The sequence below is a fragment of the Nocardia sp. PLKS1-43 genome (genome assembly GCF_059510335.1).
The window spans coordinates 608,507-628,264 of record NZ_JCAJZQ010000004.1 but is presented as its reverse complement, the minus strand read 5'-3'; the positions used below and the strand labels follow the sequence as shown (position 1 = coordinate 628,264).

The 19,758-nt window shown below is 68.5% G+C and carries 18 protein-coding genes; 8 read left to right on the top strand and 10 right to left on the bottom strand.

Annotated features, from left to right (window positions below):
* Nucleotides 1-182 precede the first annotated feature (182 nt).
* Nucleotides 183-770, bottom strand: coding sequence for a TetR/AcrR family transcriptional regulator (locus AC5WS7_RS18570; protein WP_495955740.1), 588 nt, complete (start codon nucleotides 768-770; stop codon nucleotides 183-185).
* An 89-nt stretch (nucleotides 771-859) separates the two neighbouring features.
* Between AC5WS7_RS18570 and AC5WS7_RS18565 the strand changes: the two genes are divergently transcribed.
* The 3 genes from AC5WS7_RS18565 (at nucleotide 860) to AC5WS7_RS18555 (ending at nucleotide 2,702) form a co-directional block, all read left to right on the top strand.
* The gene (locus AC5WS7_RS18565) at nucleotides 860-1,840 is read left to right on the top strand and encodes an alpha/beta fold hydrolase (RefSeq protein WP_495955739.1); all 981 of its coding nucleotides are present in this window, start codon (nucleotides 860-862) and stop codon (nucleotides 1,838-1,840) included.
* A 55-nt stretch (nucleotides 1,841-1,895) separates the two neighbouring features.
* A complete protein-coding gene (locus AC5WS7_RS18560; protein WP_495955738.1) occupies nucleotides 1,896-2,135 on the top strand; it encodes a hypothetical protein in 240 nt (79 codons plus the stop codon).
* A gap of 342 nt (nucleotides 2,136-2,477) precedes the next feature.
* Nucleotides 2,478-2,702, top strand: coding sequence for a hypothetical protein (locus AC5WS7_RS18555; protein WP_495955737.1), 225 nt, complete (start codon nucleotides 2,478-2,480; stop codon nucleotides 2,700-2,702).
* A 62-nt stretch (nucleotides 2,703-2,764) separates the two neighbouring features.
* Here the strand turns inward: AC5WS7_RS18555 and AC5WS7_RS18550 are convergent, their stop codons facing one another.
* The 6 genes from AC5WS7_RS18550 to AC5WS7_RS18525 form a co-directional block, all read right to left on the bottom strand.
* Nucleotides 2,765-3,910 carry an acyl-CoA dehydrogenase family protein gene (locus AC5WS7_RS18550; protein WP_495955736.1) on the bottom strand — a complete coding sequence of 382 codons (1,146 nt, stop codon included), beginning with the start codon at nucleotides 3,908-3,910 and terminating at the stop codon, nucleotides 2,765-2,767.
* 177 nt (nucleotides 3,911-4,087) lie between these two features.
* A complete protein-coding gene (locus tag AC5WS7_RS18545) occupies nucleotides 4,088-4,891 on the bottom strand; it encodes a lysophospholipid acyltransferase family protein (protein ID WP_495955952.1) in 804 nt (267 codons plus the stop codon).
* Nucleotides 4,892-5,082: 191 nt separating this feature from the next.
* Entirely contained in the window at nucleotides 5,083-6,603 is a 1,521-nt protein-coding gene (hflX, locus tag AC5WS7_RS18540; protein WP_495955735.1) for a GTPase HflX, read from the bottom strand.
* Nucleotides 6,604-6,705: 102 nt separating this feature from the next.
* On the bottom strand, nucleotides 6,706-7,599 hold the full coding sequence (gene dapF, locus AC5WS7_RS18535; RefSeq protein ID WP_495955951.1) for a diaminopimelate epimerase: 894 nt from the start codon (nucleotides 7,597-7,599) through the stop codon (nucleotides 6,706-6,708).
* Between the two features lie 428 nt (nucleotides 7,600-8,027).
* Nucleotides 8,028-8,966, bottom strand: coding sequence for a tRNA (adenosine(37)-N6)-dimethylallyltransferase MiaA (gene miaA, locus AC5WS7_RS18530; RefSeq protein WP_495955734.1), 939 nt, complete (start codon nucleotides 8,964-8,966; stop codon nucleotides 8,028-8,030).
* Nucleotides 8,963-9,808: a class III extradiol ring-cleavage dioxygenase family protein gene (locus tag AC5WS7_RS18525; protein ID WP_495955733.1), complete on the bottom strand. Its 846-nt coding sequence runs from the start codon at nucleotides 9,806-9,808 to the stop codon at nucleotides 8,963-8,965. The genes miaA and AC5WS7_RS18525 overlap by 4 nt, the downstream gene beginning before the upstream one ends.
* 269 nt (nucleotides 9,809-10,077) lie before the next feature.
* On the opposite strand from AC5WS7_RS18525, the gene AC5WS7_RS18520 reads away from it, so the two are divergent.
* Both AC5WS7_RS18520 and AC5WS7_RS18515 read left to right on the top strand, forming a co-directional pair.
* Complete coding sequence (locus tag AC5WS7_RS18520; RefSeq protein WP_495955732.1) at nucleotides 10,078-11,583, top strand: DUF349 domain-containing protein; 1,506 nt, start codon at nucleotides 10,078-10,080, stop codon at nucleotides 11,581-11,583.
* Between the two features lie 89 nt (nucleotides 11,584-11,672).
* Nucleotides 11,673-12,296, top strand: coding sequence for a flavin reductase family protein (locus AC5WS7_RS18515; protein ID WP_495955731.1), 624 nt, complete (start codon nucleotides 11,673-11,675; stop codon nucleotides 12,294-12,296).
* Nucleotides 12,297-12,308: 12 nt separating this feature from the next.
* Here the strand turns inward: AC5WS7_RS18515 and AC5WS7_RS18510 are convergent, their stop codons facing one another.
* Both AC5WS7_RS18510 and miaB read right to left on the bottom strand, forming a co-directional pair.
* Nucleotides 12,309-12,902: an Rv2732c family membrane protein gene (locus tag AC5WS7_RS18510; protein WP_495955950.1), complete on the bottom strand. Its 594-nt coding sequence runs from the start codon at nucleotides 12,900-12,902 to the stop codon at nucleotides 12,309-12,311.
* A gap of 326 nt (nucleotides 12,903-13,228) precedes the next feature.
* Nucleotides 13,229-14,779, bottom strand: a complete 1,551-nt coding sequence (miaB, locus tag AC5WS7_RS18505; protein ID WP_495955949.1) for a tRNA (N6-isopentenyl adenosine(37)-C2)-methylthiotransferase MiaB — start codon at nucleotides 14,777-14,779, stop codon at nucleotides 13,229-13,231.
* A gap of 153 nt (nucleotides 14,780-14,932) precedes the next feature.
* On the opposite strand from miaB, the gene AC5WS7_RS18500 reads away from it, so the two are divergent.
* From AC5WS7_RS18500 to AC5WS7_RS18490, 3 genes are all read left to right on the top strand, one after another.
* The gene (locus AC5WS7_RS18500) at nucleotides 14,933-15,787 is read left to right on the top strand and encodes a glutamate ABC transporter substrate-binding protein (RefSeq protein ID WP_495955730.1); all 855 of its coding nucleotides are present in this window, start codon (nucleotides 14,933-14,935) and stop codon (nucleotides 15,785-15,787) included.
* A gap of 114 nt (nucleotides 15,788-15,901) precedes the next feature.
* The gene (locus tag AC5WS7_RS18495; RefSeq protein ID WP_495955729.1) at nucleotides 15,902-17,245 is read left to right on the top strand and encodes a bifunctional o-acetylhomoserine/o-acetylserine sulfhydrylase; all 1,344 of its coding nucleotides are present in this window, start codon (nucleotides 15,902-15,904) and stop codon (nucleotides 17,243-17,245) included.
* Nucleotides 17,246-17,336: 91 nt separating this feature from the next.
* Nucleotides 17,337-18,593 (top strand): serine hydrolase, encoded by a 1,257-nt coding sequence (locus AC5WS7_RS18490; protein WP_495955728.1) that lies wholly within the window; start codon nucleotides 17,337-17,339, stop codon nucleotides 18,591-18,593.
* On the opposite strand, the gene AC5WS7_RS18485 is transcribed toward AC5WS7_RS18490, so the two are convergent.
* A complete protein-coding gene (locus tag AC5WS7_RS18485) occupies nucleotides 18,590-19,495 on the bottom strand; it encodes a serine hydrolase (RefSeq protein WP_495955727.1) in 906 nt (301 codons plus the stop codon). The two genes, AC5WS7_RS18490 and AC5WS7_RS18485, sit on opposite strands and share 4 nt — an antisense overlap.
* Nucleotides 19,496-19,758: the final 263 nt, after the last annotated feature.

Genomic DNA, 19,758 nt, shown 5'->3' with positions numbered 1-19,758 from the left:
GAGCCGAGCGTCGCGTGGTGGAGGTGCGAAGACAGGGTGGCACGAGCGTGCGCCGCGCCGATCACCTTCGCGCAGAACGGTATTCGCGCCCCTTGTCGTTTCGTCTGCGAGACCGTCGGCGAACCGGGCGATCGCCCCGGCGCTGGTCGGCCGTCACACCATCCTCCCGCTCGATCGCCCGGTCAGCTCCGCAACGCCTGTTCGAGCGCGTTCAGGCTGACGTCGATTATCGTGCGCAGCTGCTGCCGACTCGCCCCGGCCCGGCTCATCACGGCCAGTGACTGGTTGACCGCCGCGAGGTGAACGGCGAACTCGCCCGCGGTGTCGCCGGTCAGCGACTCGGTGCCGGTCAAGGCGTTGCGCAACCGATCCTGTTGTGCGGCAAGAGCTTCGACCGCCCGCGCGGCGATGACGGGGCTCAGCGCCGGTATCGCCATCGTGGTCTGGGCGATCAGGCATCCGTCCGGCACCTCCGGATCCGCGATACGTCGCAGGGTGACGTCGAAGAATTCTCGCACCGCACGCAGCGGCTCCTCGGACGCGACCGACAGGGCCTGGTCGTACCGGGCGCCGTACCGCGTGGCATAGCGGTCCAGGCAGCGCAGATACAGCGCGTCCTTGTCGCCGAACGAGGAGTAGATGGAACTGCGATTCAGTCCGGTAGCGCGGGACAGGTCGTCCAGCGAGGTGTCGGCGTACCCGGCGCGCCAGAACTGGACCATCGCCGCATCGAGCGCGACGTCCACGTCGAACTGCTTCTTCCCCACCATCGGGCATGCACCTCGTTCTCGAACCGGTTCGTTGCGACCGCACCATCCTATCTTGAACTAACTAGTTCAAGATGAGTTAGGCTGGAAATATGGATGACACCGCCACCACACCGAAAAGCTCTCGCGATCGGCTCCCGATCTCCGAACTGCCGCTGCCCGATCTCGCGGGCTTCACCCACCGATGGGTCGAGGTGGCGGGCGTCCGGCTGCATGCCGTACAAGGTGGCCGGCCGACCGGCCCCGCCGTCGTCCTGCTCGCCGGATTCCCGCAGACCTGGTGGGCGTGGCGCGCAGTCATGCCCGGACTCGCCCAGCGGTACCACGTGATCGCGATCGACCTCCCCGGACAGGGCCACTCGGACCGGCCGCACGGCAGTTACGACACGCACACCGTCGCAGCACTCGTCCAGGCCGCGGTGACCGAGCTCGGCGTGCGGAAATACTGGCTCGTCGCCCACGACATCGGGGCCTGGGTCGCCTTCACACTGGCCCTGAACCACGAAGAGCAACTGCACGGAGTCGCGTTGCTGGACGCCGGCATCCCCGGCATCACTCTCCCGGACTCGGTTCCCACGGATCCCGAACGAGCCTGGAAGACTTGGCATTTCGCGTTCCACCTGGTGCCCGAACTACCCGAGACGCTGCTCACCGGTCGCGAACGTGACTACGTCGACTGGTTTCTGACGGCAAAGGCGCTCTCCCCCGGCACGTTCGACAGCGCCGAGATCGACCACTATGCCGCCGCGATCGCCGCCGGGGACGGCCTGCGAGCACTGCTGGCCTACTACCGCGATGCCGCGCGATCCGCGCGCGAGAATCACGACGCGCTGGCCCGGGGACACATCACCGTCCCGGTCCTGGGCATCTCCGGTTCGCATGGCTCGATTCCGGACATGGCCGCCTCGCTGCGCCCCTGGGCACACAACACACGCGGGGTCGTCATCCCCGGTGCCGGACACTTCATTCCCGACGAGCAACCCGAGGCGGTTCTCGACGCGTTGACCGCGTTCATCGATCGAAAGCGCGCCGACCAGCTCGAACCCGGCGAGCCCACAGTGACATCCCGCTGAACCCCGCTGATTCTGGGGCTTGCCTCCCGCTCGAGCGACGGCATAGTTGCGCAATATGCACAAGAGAATCGCAGGCACCCCGTCGCTACGGGCCGCCGCCATCGTCGCGGTCGGCGTGGCACTCGCCTCGGCCGCGGCACCAGCGGCATCGGCGGCCGCCCCCGCCCCCATCGCCGGAGTTGCCGCCGACTCCGGTTCCTCATCCGGCTCGGGCAACCTCCTCGATGCGGCGCTCAACGCCATCTGCGCTATCACCGGCGAAGGACCGAACTGCTGGGGTGACGTGCCGCACTGAACCCGCGAACGATGCCGCCTCGACCAACCGGATCGAGTACGGCACCACATGTGGCATCCACGCTCGGACCACCGAGGCTTTCCGCCGGTCGCTACCAGGCGTGATCGACGCTTCCAGGGTCGGAGCCCCGGAATGACCAGACCCGTTGACATCGGGGCGCCGGCATCGTCAGGATGGATGGGCCGCAATTGTTGTCTATGCAGTTGCGGCGATTGTCTGGTTGCCGACAGTTCTCGCCGAGGAGGCGAGATCTTTCGACAGCGCTCGGAGATTCGGCGGACGCTACGCATTTCCGCGTCCGATATCGCAGTTCGGACGAGACCTACCGATGTGGAGGTTCAGATGTCTGATCGCAATCGGGGCAGGAAACCCGGCCAGATGGCCGGAAAGGCCAAGAAGGGCACGAAAAACCAGGGCCGGCGTATGGAGCGCGACTCGGATCGCATGATCGACGACCAGCAGCGGGATGCGGACAGGCTGGGCGGCGGAATGAAGCGTGAGACGCAGCAGGCGCAGCCCGACATGAACGACAAGGACATGACCAAGAAGCGGCTGCAGCACAACTAGCCGGCTTCTGGCGACCCGCGGATCCGCTCATCGGATCCGCGGGTCGCCCCGTGTTGTCCCTATCAGGCGAGTTTGAGCGAACGCCCGATGATCTCCTTCATGATTTCGGTGGTGCCGCCGTAGATGGTCTGGATGCGGGCATCCATGTATGCCTTGGCGATGGGGTATTCGCGCATGTAGCCGTAACCGCCGTGCAACTGCAGGCATTTGGTGATGAGGTCGAGTTCTTCCTCGGTGCTCCACCACTTGGCCATGGCGGCCTCCTCGACGGTGAGTTTGCCGTCGTTGAGCGCCTCGATGTACTTGTCGACCAGTACGCGGACCGCGGTGGTCTTGGTGGCGAGTTCGGCCAGGACGAAGCGGGTGTTCTGCTGTGCGCCGATGGGCTTGCCGAAAGCCTTGCGGTCGCGGACGTACTGGATGGTCATATCCAGGCAGCTCTCCATGGCCGCGGCGGCCATCACCGCGATGGACAGCCGCTCCTGCGGGAGGTTCTGCATCAGGTGGATGAAGCCCATGCCCTCGGTGCCCAGCAGGTTCTTACCGGGGACCCGGACGTCGGTGAAGCTGAGCTCGGCGGTGTCCTGCGCCTTGAGGCCGATCTTGTCCAGGTTGCGGCCGCGCTCGAAACCGGGCATGCCGCGCTCGACGACCAGCAGCGAGAAGCCCATCGACCCCTTCTCCGGATCGGTCTGGGCGACCACGATCACGATGTCGGAGTTGATGCCGTTGGTGATGAATGTCTTGGCGCCGTTGAGAATCCAGTCGTCGCCGTCCTTGACCGCGCGGGTCTTGATGCCCTGCAGATCCGAGCCGGTGCCGGGCTCGGTCATCGCGATGGCGGTGATGATCTCACCGGAACAGAAGCCGGGCAGCCAGCGCTGCTTCTGCTCCTCGTTCGCCAGATCCAGCAGGTAGGGGGCGATCACGTCGTTGTGCAGCGTGAATCCCAGACCCGAGTACTGGCCCTTGGCGGTCTCCTCGGTGATGATCGCGTTGTAGCGGAAGTCCTTCACACCGCCGCCGCCGAACTCCTCGGGCACGGCCATGCCCAGGAACCCCTGCTTACCGGCCTCGAGCCAGACCTGCCGGTCGACGACGCCCTCCTGCTCCCACTTCGCGTGATTCGGTGCGACGTACTGCTCGAGGAATTTGCCGTACGACTCCCGGAACAGGTCGTGCTCCGGTTCGAAAAGGGTGCGCTCCACGCCAACCTCCTAGTGACCACATGGGCTACCTCGCCTCTGCCCATACGGTACATGGAAGTCGAATCGCCGTTTACTTCGATCCTCGAAAAATGGGTCCCAACTGCGTGACACTCCAATCAGTCGAGGGTGGCGAGGCTCCGAACCGCGGTAAACCTGCCGAAATACGGCCCGGCGGCTTCACAGGCCGATCGCGCCGCGCACCCGGCCCCACAGCGTGCGGCCGCGGTCGCGGTCGCGCTCGGCGAAAAGGAACCGCAACTCCTCCTCGAGCGCCTTGCGGACCACGGCCTGCAGATCCTCGGCGGCCTTGTCCAGATCCGGCGCGTCGGCCCACGGGGTGGTCTCGATGGGCGTGCCGGCCGAGTAGTAGAACCGCTCCGGTTTGGGCAGCAGCGTCGGGCCGACGCCGCGCACCAGCGGCGGAGTCAGATGCGCGCGCATGCCCAGCGCCTGCACGAGCATCCGCACCGGGCGCATGGCCAGGTCGTCGCCGTCGAAGATGATGTCGTAGACGTCGTCCGCGCCGATCATCGCCAGCGGCACGATCGGCGCTCCGGTCTCGATCGCCATCCGCGCGAAACCGGTGCGCCCCTCCCATTTCAGGACGTACTTCTCCCCCTTGCGACGTACGGCCTCGCGACCGCCGCCCGGGAAGACCAGCACCATCTCCCCTTCTTCGAGCAGGGTGCGGCAGTTCGCCCGGTTACCGCGCACGCACCCGATACCGTGCAGCAGATGCCGAACGCCCGGCACGGTGATCAGCACGTTTTCCGCGAGACCGCGCAGCAGCCGGCCGCGCGTGCGCGCTAGTTCGGGCCACAGCACGGGGGTGTCGATGCCGAGGAAATTGTGGTTGCCCACCAGGAGCACCGGACCGTCGGCGGGGATGTTCGACAATCCGTGGAATACCGGGCTCGTCCATGCCCGGAAGGGCGCGGCCAGCGCCTCGAGTCTTCGAATATCGTTCTCGGTCAACGACATTCGTAGCGGCGCGCCATCCGTCAAGGTGCTGGCGGTAGCCGTCGCTACCGGCTCGATACCGGACAAGAATTCTCCCTGCGGGCCGTGTGCAATGCCGCCATGCTAGCGATACCGGCTGAGAGGATTCTCAGAGCAGGCGCCACCGGCCGAACGCCGCGAATCCGGCCTCGAGAGGACTCGGCCTCGTGCGATCAGCCCTGGGAAACCAGGCCCTGCGGTTCGCTTCCGGCGTGGGCGTATTCGGCCAGCGACGCGGCCAGTGCACGCGGGACACGCGCGCAGACCCGGGTTCCGGATTCCTGGTGGTCGGAGCTGATGATGCTGCCGTCCGCGTGGATCCGGGACAGCAGATCGCCCCGGCTGTACGGCAGCAGCACGCTGACCTCGACATCCAGGCCGCCGAGAATGTCGGCCAGGCGGTCGCGGAGTTCGTCTCGGCCCTGTCCGGTCCGCGCGGAGACGAACACGGCGTCGGGCAGCAGCCCGCGCAATTGCGTCAGCTCCATCGGGTCCAGAGCGTCGATCTTGTTGACCACCAACAACTCCGGCGGCGCCGGGGTGCCGGTCTCGCGCAGCACATCGGTGACCACCCCGCGCACGGCCTTGATCTGCTCGCCGGGCAGCGGATCGGAACCGTCCACGACGTGCAGCAGCAGATCCGCGCCCGTGACCTCCTCGAGCGTCGAGCGGAACGCCTCCACCAACTGCGTCGGCAGATGCCGGACGAAGCCGACGGTATCGGTGAACACGACCTCGCGCCCGTCCTCCAGGGTGGCGCGGCGGGTGGTCGGATCCAGGGTGGCGAACAGTGCGTCCTGTACCAGGATGCCCGCGCCGGTCAGCGCGTTCATCAGGCTGGATTTGCCCGCGTTGGTGTAACCGACGATCGCCACCGACGGAATGCCGCTGGAGGTGCGTCGCGACCGCTTCGTATCGCGGGCGGTCTTCATCTCCCGGATCTCGCGGCGCAATTTCGCCATCCGCTCGCGAATACGGCGGCGGTCGGTCTCGATCTTGGTCTCACCGGGACCACGGGTACCCACGCCGCCGCTCGCACCGCCCGCGCGGCCACCGGCCTGCCGGGACATCGACTCACCCCAACCGCGCAACCGCGGCAGCATGTACTCCATCTGCGCCAGCGAAACCTGCGCCTTACCCTCGCGGGAAGTCGCGTGCTGGGCGAAGATGTCCAGGATCAGCGCGGTCCGGTCGATCACCTTGACCTTGACGACCTTCTCCAGCGCGGTCAGCTGCGCGGGCGTCAGCTCACCGTCGCAGACCACGGTGTCCGCGCCGGTATCGAGCACCACGGCGCGCAGCTCGTCGGCCTTACCGGAGCCGATGTAGGTGGCCGGATCGGGCTTGTCGCGGCGCTGGATCAGCGCCTCGAGCACCTGCGAACCCGCGGTCTCGGCGAGTGCGGCCAGTTCGGCCATGCTCGCGTCGGCCTGCGTCGCGGTGCCCTCGGTCCATACACCGACCAGCACGACCCGCTCCAGGCGCAGCTGCCGGTATTCGACCTCGGTGACGTCGGTGAGCTCGGTGGACAGCCCCGCGACGCGTCGCAACGAGCTGCGCTCCTCGAGCTGCAGTTCGCCGACGGTCGGTTCTGCGGCCCACCCGCCGCCCGCGCGATCCTCGTCCGGGGCGGTCGTATCCTCCGGAGCCAGTTCGTCGACCGGAGTGAACTCATACGTTTCGGATTTCCTCATATACCTCCATGCTCCCACGACAGAACACGAAGACGCACTCGAGTTATTTCCCGGCCGGGCAGATCAGCCCCGGTGCGGCCGGTCACATCCGCTGCGCGGAGTTCAGATGCCGTCCCACCACTGCCGGGCGATGCGCCCCGAGGCGACCAGCTCGGACGGCCCGCGCAGCCGCGCGTCGCCGCGATCGATGCTCACGGTGACCGCACCCCCGGGCACCCGCACGAGCACCTCGCCGCAATCCTGCTCGATCACGAAGCCCTCGCGAAGCAGTGCCGCGGCGGCCGCGGCCACGGTTCCCGTTCCGCAGGAACGGGTTTCGCCGACGCCGCGTTCGTACACGCGCATATCGACCGCGCGCGGGCCGTCGCTGGAGCCGCTCAGCGCGGTGAGGATCTCGACGTTCACGCCGTGCGGGAACATCTCCGGTTCGTAGCCGGGGGCCGCGGTCAGATCGAGTTGCGCCAGGGCATGCGCCGTCAGTTCCGGATCCACGCAGGCCAGGTGCGGATTGCCGACGTCGATGCCGATCCCCGGCAGCGCCCGGCCGCCGAGCGTCGCGAAGGATTTGCCCAGCTCACGCACCGAGCCCATCGTCACGGTGACCTCGCCGTGCACACGGTCCGCGGCGTGCACGAGCACCGGTCGCGCCCCCGCCCGCGTCCCGACCACGAACGAGCCGCTGGTTTCCGCGCCGATCACCGCGAGGTGATGCGCGAAGACCCGCACCCCGTTGCCGCACATCTCCGCGATCGAACCGTCGGCGTTGCGGTAGTCCATGAACCAGTCGTCCGGGCCGACCCCCTCGGGCAGCGCGTCCAGCACACCGGCTTCGACCAGCGGCTCACCCCACGCCACCCGCAACACACCGTCCGCTCCGAGGCCACGCTGCCGATCGCACAGCGCCGCCACCCGGCTCGCCGTGAGATCCAACTCGGCCTCCGGGTCGAACAGGATCACGAAATCGTTCTGCGTGCCGTGGCCTTTGGTGAATTCGATATCGGACACTCTCGCATTCTCCCTGTTCCGCACCACACCGCCCGTCACCGGGGTCCGCCCGCACCCCACGCGGTCTCCAACACCGAGCCTGCGGCGCGGATTCCACCACCGGCAACAGGCGTTCCCGAGGGAACTGCGCGGCCTCGATCCGCGCAGCGCCGACCTGCCCGCGAACGTATGAACGAACTGGTTCTCGCTGTCCGTGCGGTACACGTGCTGCATGTTCCCGTCCCGTCCGGGGCGCGGACTGCGGCGACCGGTTCCCGATATCGATCGGATCGTGGTCGATGCGGCTCCGGGTGAAGCGCAGTTGCCGCAGACGGGCCCGAACGCAGGCCCGGTGGACGGGGACCAGGACCCTACGACGCGGGGCCGGATCAGGTGAACCTCTGTTCAATGTGATCGATGCACGAGTTCGGAACCGTGCGTCAACGCTCCAAGTGTTCGCGGGCATCGCGCGGGAGGACGGACAACACGTATTCGAGGGCGGTCTCGGGGAGACGGGGGTCGGCGCCGTCGAGCCAGTGCACGCGCGGATCGCGACGGAACCACGAGCGTTGCCGGCGGACGTAGCGGCGAGTACCGATGAGGGTGCGCTCGCGGGCGTGGTCGAGATCGTACTCGCCGTCGAAATGGGCGAGAACCTGAGCGTAACCAATTGCGCGGCAAGCAGTTTGGCCATCACGCAGGCCTTGACCGACGAGCCCGCGCACCTCGTCCACGAGCCCCTCCTCGAACATGGTCGCGGTGCGCAGCTCGATCCTGGCGTCGAGTTGCGCGGTCTCCCGGTCCACGCCGAGAATTATCGTGCCCCAATGTGGTTCACCGATCTGCGGCTGCGAGGCGGCGAACGGGCGGCCGGTGAGTTCCACCACCTCCAGCGCGCGCACCATCCGGCGGCCGTCGGTGGGCAGGATCGTCTGCGCCGCAACGGGATCCGCGTCCCGAAGCGCGGTGTGCACAGCGCCCACGCCACCCTCGGCCAGCAGCGCCTCCCATTTCGCGCGGACCTGCGGATCGGTGGCCGGGAACTCCCACCGGTCCAGCAGCGCCTGCACGTACATCATCGATCCGCCCACGATGACCGGGGTGCGCCCGCGCGCCATGATGGCCTCGACATCGGCCGAGGCGCCGCTCTGATACGCCGCGACGGTGGCGGTTTCGGTGACGTCGAGCACGTCGAGCTGATGATGGGCGATGCCGCGACGCTGTGCCATCGGAAGTTTCGCGGTGCCGATGTCCATGCCGCGGTACAGCTGCATGGCATCGATGTTGACGATCTCCCCGTTCAGGCGCTGCGCCAAATCCAGTGCCAGATCGGACTTTCCGGTGGCGGTGGGGCCGACAACCGCGATCGGGGTGATCACGAACCGGCCCCGGAGCGCCAGGTGCTCACCTGGTAGCCGACGCCGAAAGGCGCTGCCCGGTAGAGGGTTTCGACCTCGGGGACATCGGCGGAGAACAATCCGGCCAGAACCTGGTAGGCCGCGCGGCCCGATACTCCCAGGTCCGCGCACAGATCGGTGTCCAGCGCCGTCAGAGCGGTCCGGTCGCCCGCGGACAGGGCGTCGTCGATCTCGTCCTGCACCGCCTGCGCGCGCGGATCCAGATAGCCGGGCGCACTGGTCGACAAGGTGGCCGCACCGTCGGCGATCACCAGCACACCGTGTGTCCCGGGTTCGGTGTCCGCCTCGCGACGCAGCCGCTCGCCCAGTTCGACACAGCGCGCGACCGGAGCGTCGCGATCCACCAGCCTCGCCGTGGCCCTCACCCCGCCGCCGGCACAGCCACGCACCCATCCGCCGATCAGCACCGGCAGCGGCAGATCGGGATCGGCGGGAGCGTTCCCTTCCAGCGCGGCGTCCGACAGCGCGACGCGGATATCGGCCCCATATGCCCGGAATGTGCCGACCGTCCCGGTGTCGAAGTTCGGGACCTCGCCCGGAATCGCGCTCGGACCCGGCGACACGCCGACCGCCTGGGTGACGAAGGTCCTCACTTCACCGGGACTTCCGTCCTCCGCCACGTCCACCCCGACAATCGTCCACCGCGACGCCTGCTGGGCCAGTCGGCGCACCGCGGTCAGCACCGCTTCCCGCAACGCGGGTACCCGGGCCGCGGGATGCGCGTCGTCGGCCGCGGGACGTCCGCCGCACAATTCGGGGACCAACACGGGCGGTGAGGGGATCAACGCGGCGAGACCGAACACGCCGTCAACGGTAGCGGCCCGGTCCGGCAGCGCGGCGCGGCCGGTCCGGGCGGACCGCGCGCGGAGAGTACCGACCCGTCGCGGGGCAGTCCGACGGCGCTCGCATCGACCCGCTCGCGCGTGGCTTTACCACGTCTTCGCGGTCGCTGCCACCGCTCGCGTCGCGCCACCCGCGATAAGAGGCGGCGTATCCGTGGTTCGGCTGGTTGAATGGGGATGAAGCTAGGGCGTAACCAGGCAGCCGTGACGCGCGGCAGGGACGAGGAGTGATGACCGAGAACAGCGGAACCGAGAAGGCCACCCATCCGGACACCGGCACGGCGCAGCAGTCCAGCATCCCCGCCGCACAGGGATCCACACCCGCCGATGCCGCGGCCCGGCCCGTGCCCAAACCCGGCGCACCGCGGCCGGGCGCACCGAAACCGGGTACCCCGGCACCGGGCGCCCGCAAACCCCAGGCACCCGCGGCGCACGAACCGCCCAAACCGCATGCGATCAAGCACGCCCCGGGCGCGGGGCAGGAGCATCCACATCCGGTCGTGGTGCCGACGGTCAGCGATCCGAGCCGCTGGGGCCGCGTCGACGACGACGGCACCGCCTGGGTCAAAACCTCGGAGGGCGAGCGCCAGGTCGGTTCCTGGCAGGCCGGCGACGCCGCCGAGGGCCTGGCGCACTTCGGCCGCCGCTTCGACGATCTGGCCACCGAGGTCGCCCTGCTCGAGGCGCGCTTGGCGGCCGGGACCGACGCCCGCAAGACCAAGACCGCGGCTCTCGCGCTTGCCGAATCGTTGCCGACAGCGGCGGTGATCGGCGATATCGAGGGCCTGGCCCGCCGGCTGCAGGCGATCGCCGAGCACTCCGAGGAAGCGGCCGCGCAGGCCAAGGAGGAGAAGGAGCGCTCCCGGCACGAGCAGACCGAGCGCAAGGAGAGCCTGTGCGCCGAGGCCGAGCAGATCGCCGCCGACTCCACCCAGTGGAAGGCCGCCGGCGACCGGCTGCGGGAGATCCTGGACGAGTGGAAGACCATCCGCGGAGTTGACCGCAAGGTCGACGACGCCCTGTGGCGGCGGTTCTCCAAGGCGCGGGAGGCGTTCAACCGCCGCCGTGGCGCGCATTTCGCCGAACTCGATCGCGAGCGTGCCGCGGCCAAGGCGCGCAAGGAGGAATTGTGCGTGCGCGCGGAGGAGCTGTCCTCCTCGACCGATTGGGCCGGCACCGCCTCGCTCTTCCGCGATCTGCTGTCCGAGTGGAAAGCCGCGGGCCGGGCGCCGCGCGAGGCCGACGACCAGCTGTGGCGGCGTTTCAAGGCCGCCCAGGACGTCTTCTTCGGCGCGCGCAATGCCGCGGCCTCGGAGCGCGACGCCGAATTCGAGCAGAACGCGACCGCCAAGCTGGAACTGCTGTCCGCATTCGAGCACCGCATCGCGACCCATCTGGAATCCGATCTGGACGCGGCGCGCACCGAGCTGCGGCATCTGCAGGACCGGTGGGACGAGATCGGCAAGGTCCCGCGCGAGCGCATGCAGGAACTCGAGGGCCGGTTGCGCGCGCTCGAGAAGCAGGTCCGCGACGCGGTCGACACCCAGTGGCGGCGCACCGACCCCGAGGCCGTCGCGCGCGCCGCGCAGTTCCGCGAGCGCGTCGCGCAGTTCGAGGAGCAGGCGGCCAAGGCTCAGGCGGCCGGTCGCACCCGCGACGCGGACAAGGCCATGGAACAGGCCCAGCAGTGGCGCGAATGGGCCGAGGCCGCCGAGGGCGCGGTCACCCGCCGCTGAAACACGTTGCGCGGTAATCGGACCCGGCATCAACGCCGCGTCCGATTACCGCCAGCGCCGGTCCGCGCGGATCGCGCATCGTGGGCGGTATGCATCGAGTCGTTGATCTGAAAGTTCTCTACTTCGGGACGCCGGTGGTGCTGATCGGCACCCGCAATCCCGACCACACTCCCAATCTGGCGCCGATGTCCTCGGCATGGTGGCTGGGTGATCAGTGCATGCTCGGGATGAACACCGGATCCCAGACCACGAGCAACCTCCTGCGCGAACGCGAATGCGTGCTGAACCTGCCCGGCCCGGATCTGGCCGAGGCGGTGGATCGGCTGGCATTGCTGACCGGAGCGCCGGAATTGACCCCGCACAAGATCGAGAAGGGCTACCGCTACGAGCCGGACAAGTTCGGCGCGGCCGGGCTGACACCGCTCCCGGCCGACCTCGTCGCGGCCCCGAGAGTGGCGCAGTGCCCGATTCAGCTCGAATGCGAACTCGTCTCCGCCGAGCCGTTCGGCGGCCAGGTCACCGCACATACCGTGCGGGTGGTGCGCGCCCACGTCGAGAACGATCTGGTCGTACCGGACACCGAACACGTCGACCCGGACCGCTGGGATCCGCTGATCATGAAGTTCTGCGAGTTCTTCGGCGGCGGCACGCGGTTGCGGCCGTCACGGCTGGCCACGGCATGGGAGATACCGCAGCCAGCGCCGAGCCGCTGAGCCCGCGCCGGATCACTTCTCGGTCGGATCGTCCTCGCCCAGCAGCCAACGACGGTGGCGCTCCTCTTCGGCCGCCGCGGCCACGCGACGCTGTTCCTCGGCCTCGAGCTGGACCGCCGTGCGGCTCCAGACCACCTTGAGCCAGTGGAAGGTGAGCACGATCATCGCGATCGCGCCGAGGATCAGCCCGATCGACGGTCCCGCGCCGTGATAATTGCCCAGTTCCGGAGTCTGGCGGTGCCAGATGGACAACACGCCGAAGACGCTGCCCACGGCCGAACCGGCGACCGCGAGCCAGGCCAGGGTCCAGCGCCGGGTCAGCAGGGCAAGCGAGGAGAAGCCGATCCCGAAGATCAGCACGAACCATTGGAACACCCGCGAGGGCAGCCCGATGTGGTCGGCGACGGCGGTGTGGTCGAACAGCAGGATGTCCATTCCGCGGGTGTGCCCGGTATGCGGCAGCACCAGGGTCAGCAGCAGCACGAACACCGCGCCCGCGACCACCATCGCGCGGTAGCCGGGATCGATCTCACCGGCGATCTTGCGTTCGACCGCCTCCAGATCGTCGTGGTAGGACTCGAAGACCTGAGTCTGCTCGGAATTCATCTGCTCCTCGTTCGACGGGTGATCGCTGCTCGCGCTCCCGGATGCGGCGGCGGTGTCCGGCGCGGTGTCGTTCCAGGCCGAATCATCTTGCGGCACAACGGCTTCACTATCCGATCCGGACGCACCGGGAGCACCGCGCGCACCGGCCGAGGCAGACCGCCCCGGCCGGGATTCGTCTTCGGGACGTTCGGGCATCAGTTCTCCACCACTGGTCGCGGTTCTGGCGCTGGGTCGGCCCGGCCTCGCCACCGGGTCATGCTCCCACCCTACGACTCGACGTCAGGGCACTACGACCCGACGTCGTATTCGCACCCGGCGCCGGACGATCACACCTCGCATCCGGACGCGCAACCCGCGGCGGCCGGCAGCGGTTCCGGTGCGCCGATCCGCGGCAGACCGAGCCCGACGCCGATCGGAGCGGTCTTGGGCGTGATGCCGCGCTCGTGCGAATCGCCCGCGCGAGTGCGGCGGTGCCCGCGAATCTCGCCGTCGGCGATCAGGTGGTGCGGCGCGGCCTCGGTCAGCACGACGTCGACGATGTCACCGGGGCGGATGGTGTTGTGCTCCGGCGGCCGGAAGTGCACCAGCCGGCCATCACGCGCCCGCCCGCTCATCCGGGCGGTGGCGGCGTTCTTCTTGCCCGCGCCCTCGGCGACCAGCAATTCGACCTCGGTTCCGAGCAACGCCCGGTTCGCCGCCAGCGAGATCTCCTCCTGCAGCGCGATGAGCCGGTCGTACCGCTCCTGCACCACCGCCTTGGGCACCTGATCGGCCATGGTGGCCGCGGGCGTGCCCGGACGAATCGAGTACTGGAAGGTGAACGCGCTGGTGAAACGCGCCTGACGCACCACGTCCAGGGTCTGCTGGAAGTCCTCCTCGGTCTCCCCGGGGAAGCCCACGATGATGTCGGTGGTGATCGCGGCGTGCGGCATCGCCGCACGCACCTTCTCGATGATGCCCAGATAACGCGCCGCACGGTACGACCGGCGCATGGCCTTGAGCACCCGGTCCGAGCCCGATTGCAGCGGCATGTGCAGCTGCGGGCACACGTTCGGGGTCTGCGCCATCGCCTCGATCACGTCGTCGGTGAATTCGGCCGGATGCGGTGAGGTGAACCGGACCCGCTCGAGTCCCTCGATATTCCCGCAGGCCCGCAACAGCTGGGCGAACGCACCACGGTCGCGCGCCTGGCCGGGGTCCGCGAAGTTCACCCCGTAGGAATTGACGTTCTGGCCGAGCAGGGTGACCTCCAGCACCCCCTGATCGACCAGCGCCTGCACCTCGGCGAGCACATCGCCGGGACGGCGGTCGACCTCCTTGCCGCGCAGCGACGGCACGATGCAGAAGGTGCAGGTGTTGTTGCAGCCCACCGAGATGGACACCCATCCGGCGTAGGCCGACTCACGCTTGGCGGGCAGCGTCGAGGGGAACGCCTCGAGTGATTCGAGAATCTCGACCTGGGCCTGCTCGTTGTGCCGGGCCCGCTCGAGCAGCACCGGCAGCGAGCCGATGTTGTGCGTGCCGAACACCACGTCCACCCAGGGGGCGCGGCGCAGCACGGTGTCGCGATCCTTCTGGGCCAGGCAGCCGCCGACCGCGATCTGCATACCGGGCCGACCGGCCTTGATCGGGGCCAGGTGTCCGAGGGTTCCGTAGAGCTTGTTGTCCGCGTTCTCGCGGACCGCGCAGGTGTTGAACACCACCAGATCCGCGGTCGCGCCGGGTTCGGCCCGGTGATATCCGGCGTCCTCGAGCAGGCCCGAGAGCCGTTCGGAGTCGTGCACGTTCATCTGGCACCCGTACGTGCGCACCTCGTAGGTACGGGTCGTGTCCGCGGCGGCCACCGCTCCTTCCGCGGCACCTGCTGCCACCTGCATCGACGAATTCACCCGTCCAGGGTATCGGTAACGCGTTCCCGGCGCGCCGGGGGCTTTGCGGGCAAGATCCGGAATCATCGACCGGCCTTGCCGCACACTGGGAATGCCAGCGATCCGCACGCAGCACGGTCCGTTCAGCAGAGAGGGCATTCGATGAGGTTCACCCGGGCACTGCGCCTCGGCATCGGCGTTCTGGCGCTCACGGTCGCGGCGAGCGGATGCGGCGCGGGCAGTCCCAGAACCGCGGTCCAGGATGCCGCCGCCGGAAAGCTCACCGTCGGCATCAAATTCGATCAGCCCGGGATGGGGTTGCAGAACCGGGACGGCTCGTTCTCCGGATTCGACGTGGCCGTCGCGACCTACGTCGCGGGGAAACTGGGTGTCGCGCCGGGCGGCATCACGTTCAAGGAGGCGCCCTCGGCCCAGCGCGAGCGGCTGATCCAGAGCGGGCAGGTCGACATGGTCGTGGCCTCCTACTCGATCACCGATCAACGTAAGCAGAAGGTCGATTTCGCCGGGCCCTACTTCGTCGCGCATCAGGGCTTGCTGATCCGTGCGGACAACACCGCCATCCACGATCCGAACGCCCTGCCGCCGGGCAGCAGAGTGTGCACGGTCGCCGGGTCCACATCCGCCGAACAGGTGCGGCGGGAATTCCCCCAGGGCGGCGTGAAACTGACCGAGTACGACACCTATTCGCTGTGCGTGGAGGCACTGGAGAGCAGGATGGTCGACGCGGTCACCACCGACGACATCATCCTGGCGGGTTATCAGGCGCGCTCGCCCCGGCTGCTGAAGCTGCTGGGTCCGATCACCGTGGACGGCAATCCGGTGCAGGAGTTCTACGGAATCGGATTGCGCAAGGGCGACAAGGAATCTCGCGACAAAATCGGCGACGCGATCACCGCGATGCTCACCGACCCGGCCAAGCCGTGGCAGACCGCACTGGCCGAGAACCTCGGCGCGGACTTCCAGATCCCCGCACCGCCCACCGTCGACCGGTACTGAGGGCCCGCTCGACGGCCGGATCCGGGGAGCGGAAGCCCGCAGTTCGCGGCCGGTGTTGGAATCGGGCCGCGTGAAAATATTTCCTGGCGAGAGCATCATTTCTACCGTTGCCGAATGACCGCCAACGAGTCCTCTCAGCCCGATTCGACGACGCCCGAAGATCCAAGCGCGGCTTGGAGTTTCGAGACGAAGCAGATCCACGTGGGCCAGGTGCCCGACGACACCACCAACGCCCGCGCGCTACCGATCTACCAGACCACCTCCTACACCTTCCGCGATACCGCGCACGCGGCGGCGCTGTTCGGCCTCGCCGAGCCCGGCAACATCTACACCCGCATCGCCAACCCCACCCAGGACGCGGTGGAGCAGCGGATCGCCGCGCTCGAGGGCGGCGTCGCGGCGCTGCTGCTGTCCTCCGGACAGGCCGCGGAGACCTTCGCGCTGCTGAACGTCGCCGGTGCCGGTGACCACATCGTGTCCAGCCCGCGGCTGTACGGCGGCACCTACAACCTGTTCCACTACACGCTGCCCAAACTCGGCATCACCGTCGAATTCGTCGAGGACCCGGACGATCTGGAGCAGTGGCGCGCGGCGATCCGCCCGAACACCAAGGCGCTCTACGGCGAGACGGTGTCCAACCCGCAGAACCACATCCTGGACATCCCCGGTATCGCCGAGGTCGCGCATGCCGCGGGTGTGCCGCTGATCGTCGACAACACCGTTCCCACACCGTATTTGATCCAGCCGCTGCGGCACGGCGCCGACATCGTGGTGCACTCGGCGACGAAGTATCTCGGCGGCCACGGTGCGGCCATCGCCGGGGTGATCGTCGACGGCGGCACTTTCGACTGGACCGTGCAGGATGCCGACGGCACGCCGCGCTTCCCCGGTTTCGTCGAGCCCGATGCGAGCTACCACGGCGTGGTGTACGCGGATCTGGGCGCTCCGGCGTACGCGCTCAAGGCCCGTGTACAGCTGCTGCGCGACCTGGGCTCGGCCATCGCGCCGTTCAACGCGTTCCTGATCAGCCAGGGCCTCGAGACGCTGAGCCTGCGGGTGGAGCGGCACGTGCAGAACGCCCAGGCGGTTGCCGAATTCCTTTCCGAGCGTTCGGAGGTCACCTCCGTCGCCTATGCCGGTCTGCCGTCCTCGCCGTGGTACGAGCGCGGAAAGCAATTGGCGCCCAAGGGGACCAGTGCGATCATCGGATTCGAGCTGGCCGGTGGCGTGGACGCCGGAAAGCGCTTCGTGGAGGCGCTGACCCTGCACAGCCACGTCGCCAATATCGGTGACGTCCGCTCGCTGGTGATCCACCCGGCCTCGACCACCCATTCGCAGCTGACGCCGGAGGAGCAGCTCGCCGCGGGCGTCACGCCGGGCCTGGTGCGCCTGGCGGTCGGCATCGAGGGAATCGAGGACATCCTCGCCGATCTGCGCACCGGATTCGCCGCGGTCTGACGGTACGGTGCGCCGGGTTACCGCGCGGGGAGCCCGGCGCACCTCTCGCCGCGAGGTGGGACGCCGTCCCGGCCCGACCTATGCTGGCCGGATGAGCACACCCGCAACGCTGGTGACCATCGCCGAGGACGTAGACGCGGTGACCACGATCGGAGCCGAGGACGATCCGGCCGCCGCCGGTCTGAGCAGGGCGCAGGTCGAGGCGGTGTGGGATTCGGTCCGGCAGTGGTACCGGCTGGGCACCACCCCCGCGATCCAGGTCTGCCTGCGGCGCAACGGCCGCATCGTGCTCAACCGTGCGATCGGGCACGGTTGGGGTAACGCCCCCGGCGACGATCCCGCCGCCGAGAAGATCCTGCTGACCCCGGATATGCCGTTCTGCGGATTCTCCACCGCGAAGGGCGTCGCCGCGGCGGTCATGGCGATGCTCATCGAGCAGGGACACTTCCGGTACGAGGACCCCGTCGCCCGGCACATTCCCGAATTCGCGGCGCACGGCAAGGAGTCGATCACCATCGGCGACGTGCTGTCCCATGCCGCGGGCGTGCCGTTCGTGACGGGGCCGTACCGCGGTTTCGAGCTGGTGGTGGACGACGAGCTGGCCGCGCGGGCGCTGGCCGATCTGACCCCGACCTGGCCGCGCGGGCGATTCCGGGTCTATCACGCGATGACCGGCGGACTGATCCAGCGGCTGCTGGTGCAGCGGGTCACGGGTAAGCGGATGCGCGATCACCTGGCGGAGCAGATTCTGGACCCGCTGGGTTTCCGGTGGACCAGTTTCGGCGTGCGGGCCGACGATATCGACCGGGTCGTACCCAGCGTCAGGACCGGCCCCGAACCTACCCGGATGATGAAGTTCCTCGCACACAAGGCGCTCGGCGGCGCGTTGAACGGGCCGACGTCCGAGCAGAAGAATCGCGATTTCCTCACCGCCGAACTGCCGTCGGGCAATCTCGTCACCACCGCGTCGGAGCTGTCGCGCTTCTACGAGATCCTCACGCGCGGAGGCGAATTGGATGGCGTGCGGATCATGAAACCGGACACCGTCCGGACCGCGGCCGCACCGGCGAAGTGGATTCCCGGCGCGGCCGGACGGGTCAGCAGGGCCGGATTCGAGCTCGGCGGCCGGCGGTCGAAATTCGGGCCGCACACCGAATCCCATTTCGGCCGTAGCGGTTTGACCACGCAGTACGGCTGGGCCGATCCGGCTCGCGGACTGTCCGGGGCGATTCTGACCAGCGGGAAGGCCTCGACCGATGTGCAGCGGCCGGTCCAGCTGTGTGCGCAGATCGCCCGGGTCGTCGGACCTTCCGACGCGGGCTTCTTCGATCTCCGAATCCCTCGCTAGGGGCGAATTCGCAACTCGTTGTGGATGATTCGGGCGGCCTTGGCCATGATCGCCTCCGCGCCGGGCTGGACCACCGCCGGGACCCTGGACTGGGTCAGCACCGCCACGGCGAGGGTCTGACCGTCGGCGTGTTCGACGACGCCGACCTCGTGCCGGAAGTTCAGCAGTGAACCGGTTTTCGAGGACCAGCGCGAGGCATCGGAGCTGAAGTCCGGTGCGAGGCGATGCCGCAGTACGTTGTCCGCCATCAGTTCCCGAGTTCGAACGGCGGCCGGATCGGTGATCGTCGTGGGGCGCCACAGTCCCTGCAGCAGATCCGCGAAGGCGCGGGCCGAGCCGGTGTTGGCACTGCCGACGTCCAGTTGCGGCACCGCGTGGCCGTGTCCGGCGGTGGCCGCCTCGATGGCGAGGGTGTGCGCCAGATACGCCTGGGCCTGCTCGAACGCCTCGGCCGGGGTGTGCGTCAGATCGTCCATGAGATGCCGCACGGCGATTCCGTCGTAGCCGAGCCGCCGCAGCTCGGCGGCCACCTCGGCGGGCGGTGTGAGGGCGAACAGCGCGTCGGCGGCGGCGCTGTCGCTGATGGCGATGCTCAGATACAGCAGATCGTCCAGCGCGATCGTGGCGGGATGCCGGAATTTCGCCACTCCGAGCGGGCCCGGCGTGGTGGTCGCGCCCGGCCGCACCGTGATCGCCGTCGCCGGATCCAGCTCACCTCGCCCGATCCGCTCCAGCGTGGCCACCACGAGCGGCACTTTCACCAGCGACGCAATCGGCCACTCCAATTCCGCATCGATGCCGAGTTCGTCCCCGCTGTCCAGATCCCGCACCAGAATCGACCCGCGCAGCCCGGCGTCGTCCAGCTCCTGTCGCGCCACCCGTACCGCAGTGGTCATACCCATTGCCGCACAACCTCTCTCACGAGCACACCACCGATCGCACAACTCTCGATACTTCCGGTGCGCCCTGCCGGAGCACACCGCTGGACTCCTCGAGAACGCACGCCGGAACCCCGACGGCCAGGCACTGCGGCAGTCGGCCCAGCCCCGATCCGATACACCGCACTGCCGGGCACCGACAGTCCCCGGCATCCAGCACGCCGTGCCCACCGCCCACTCACGCCACCGCGCAGAACCACAACAGCCCGCACCAACTGCCGCCCAAC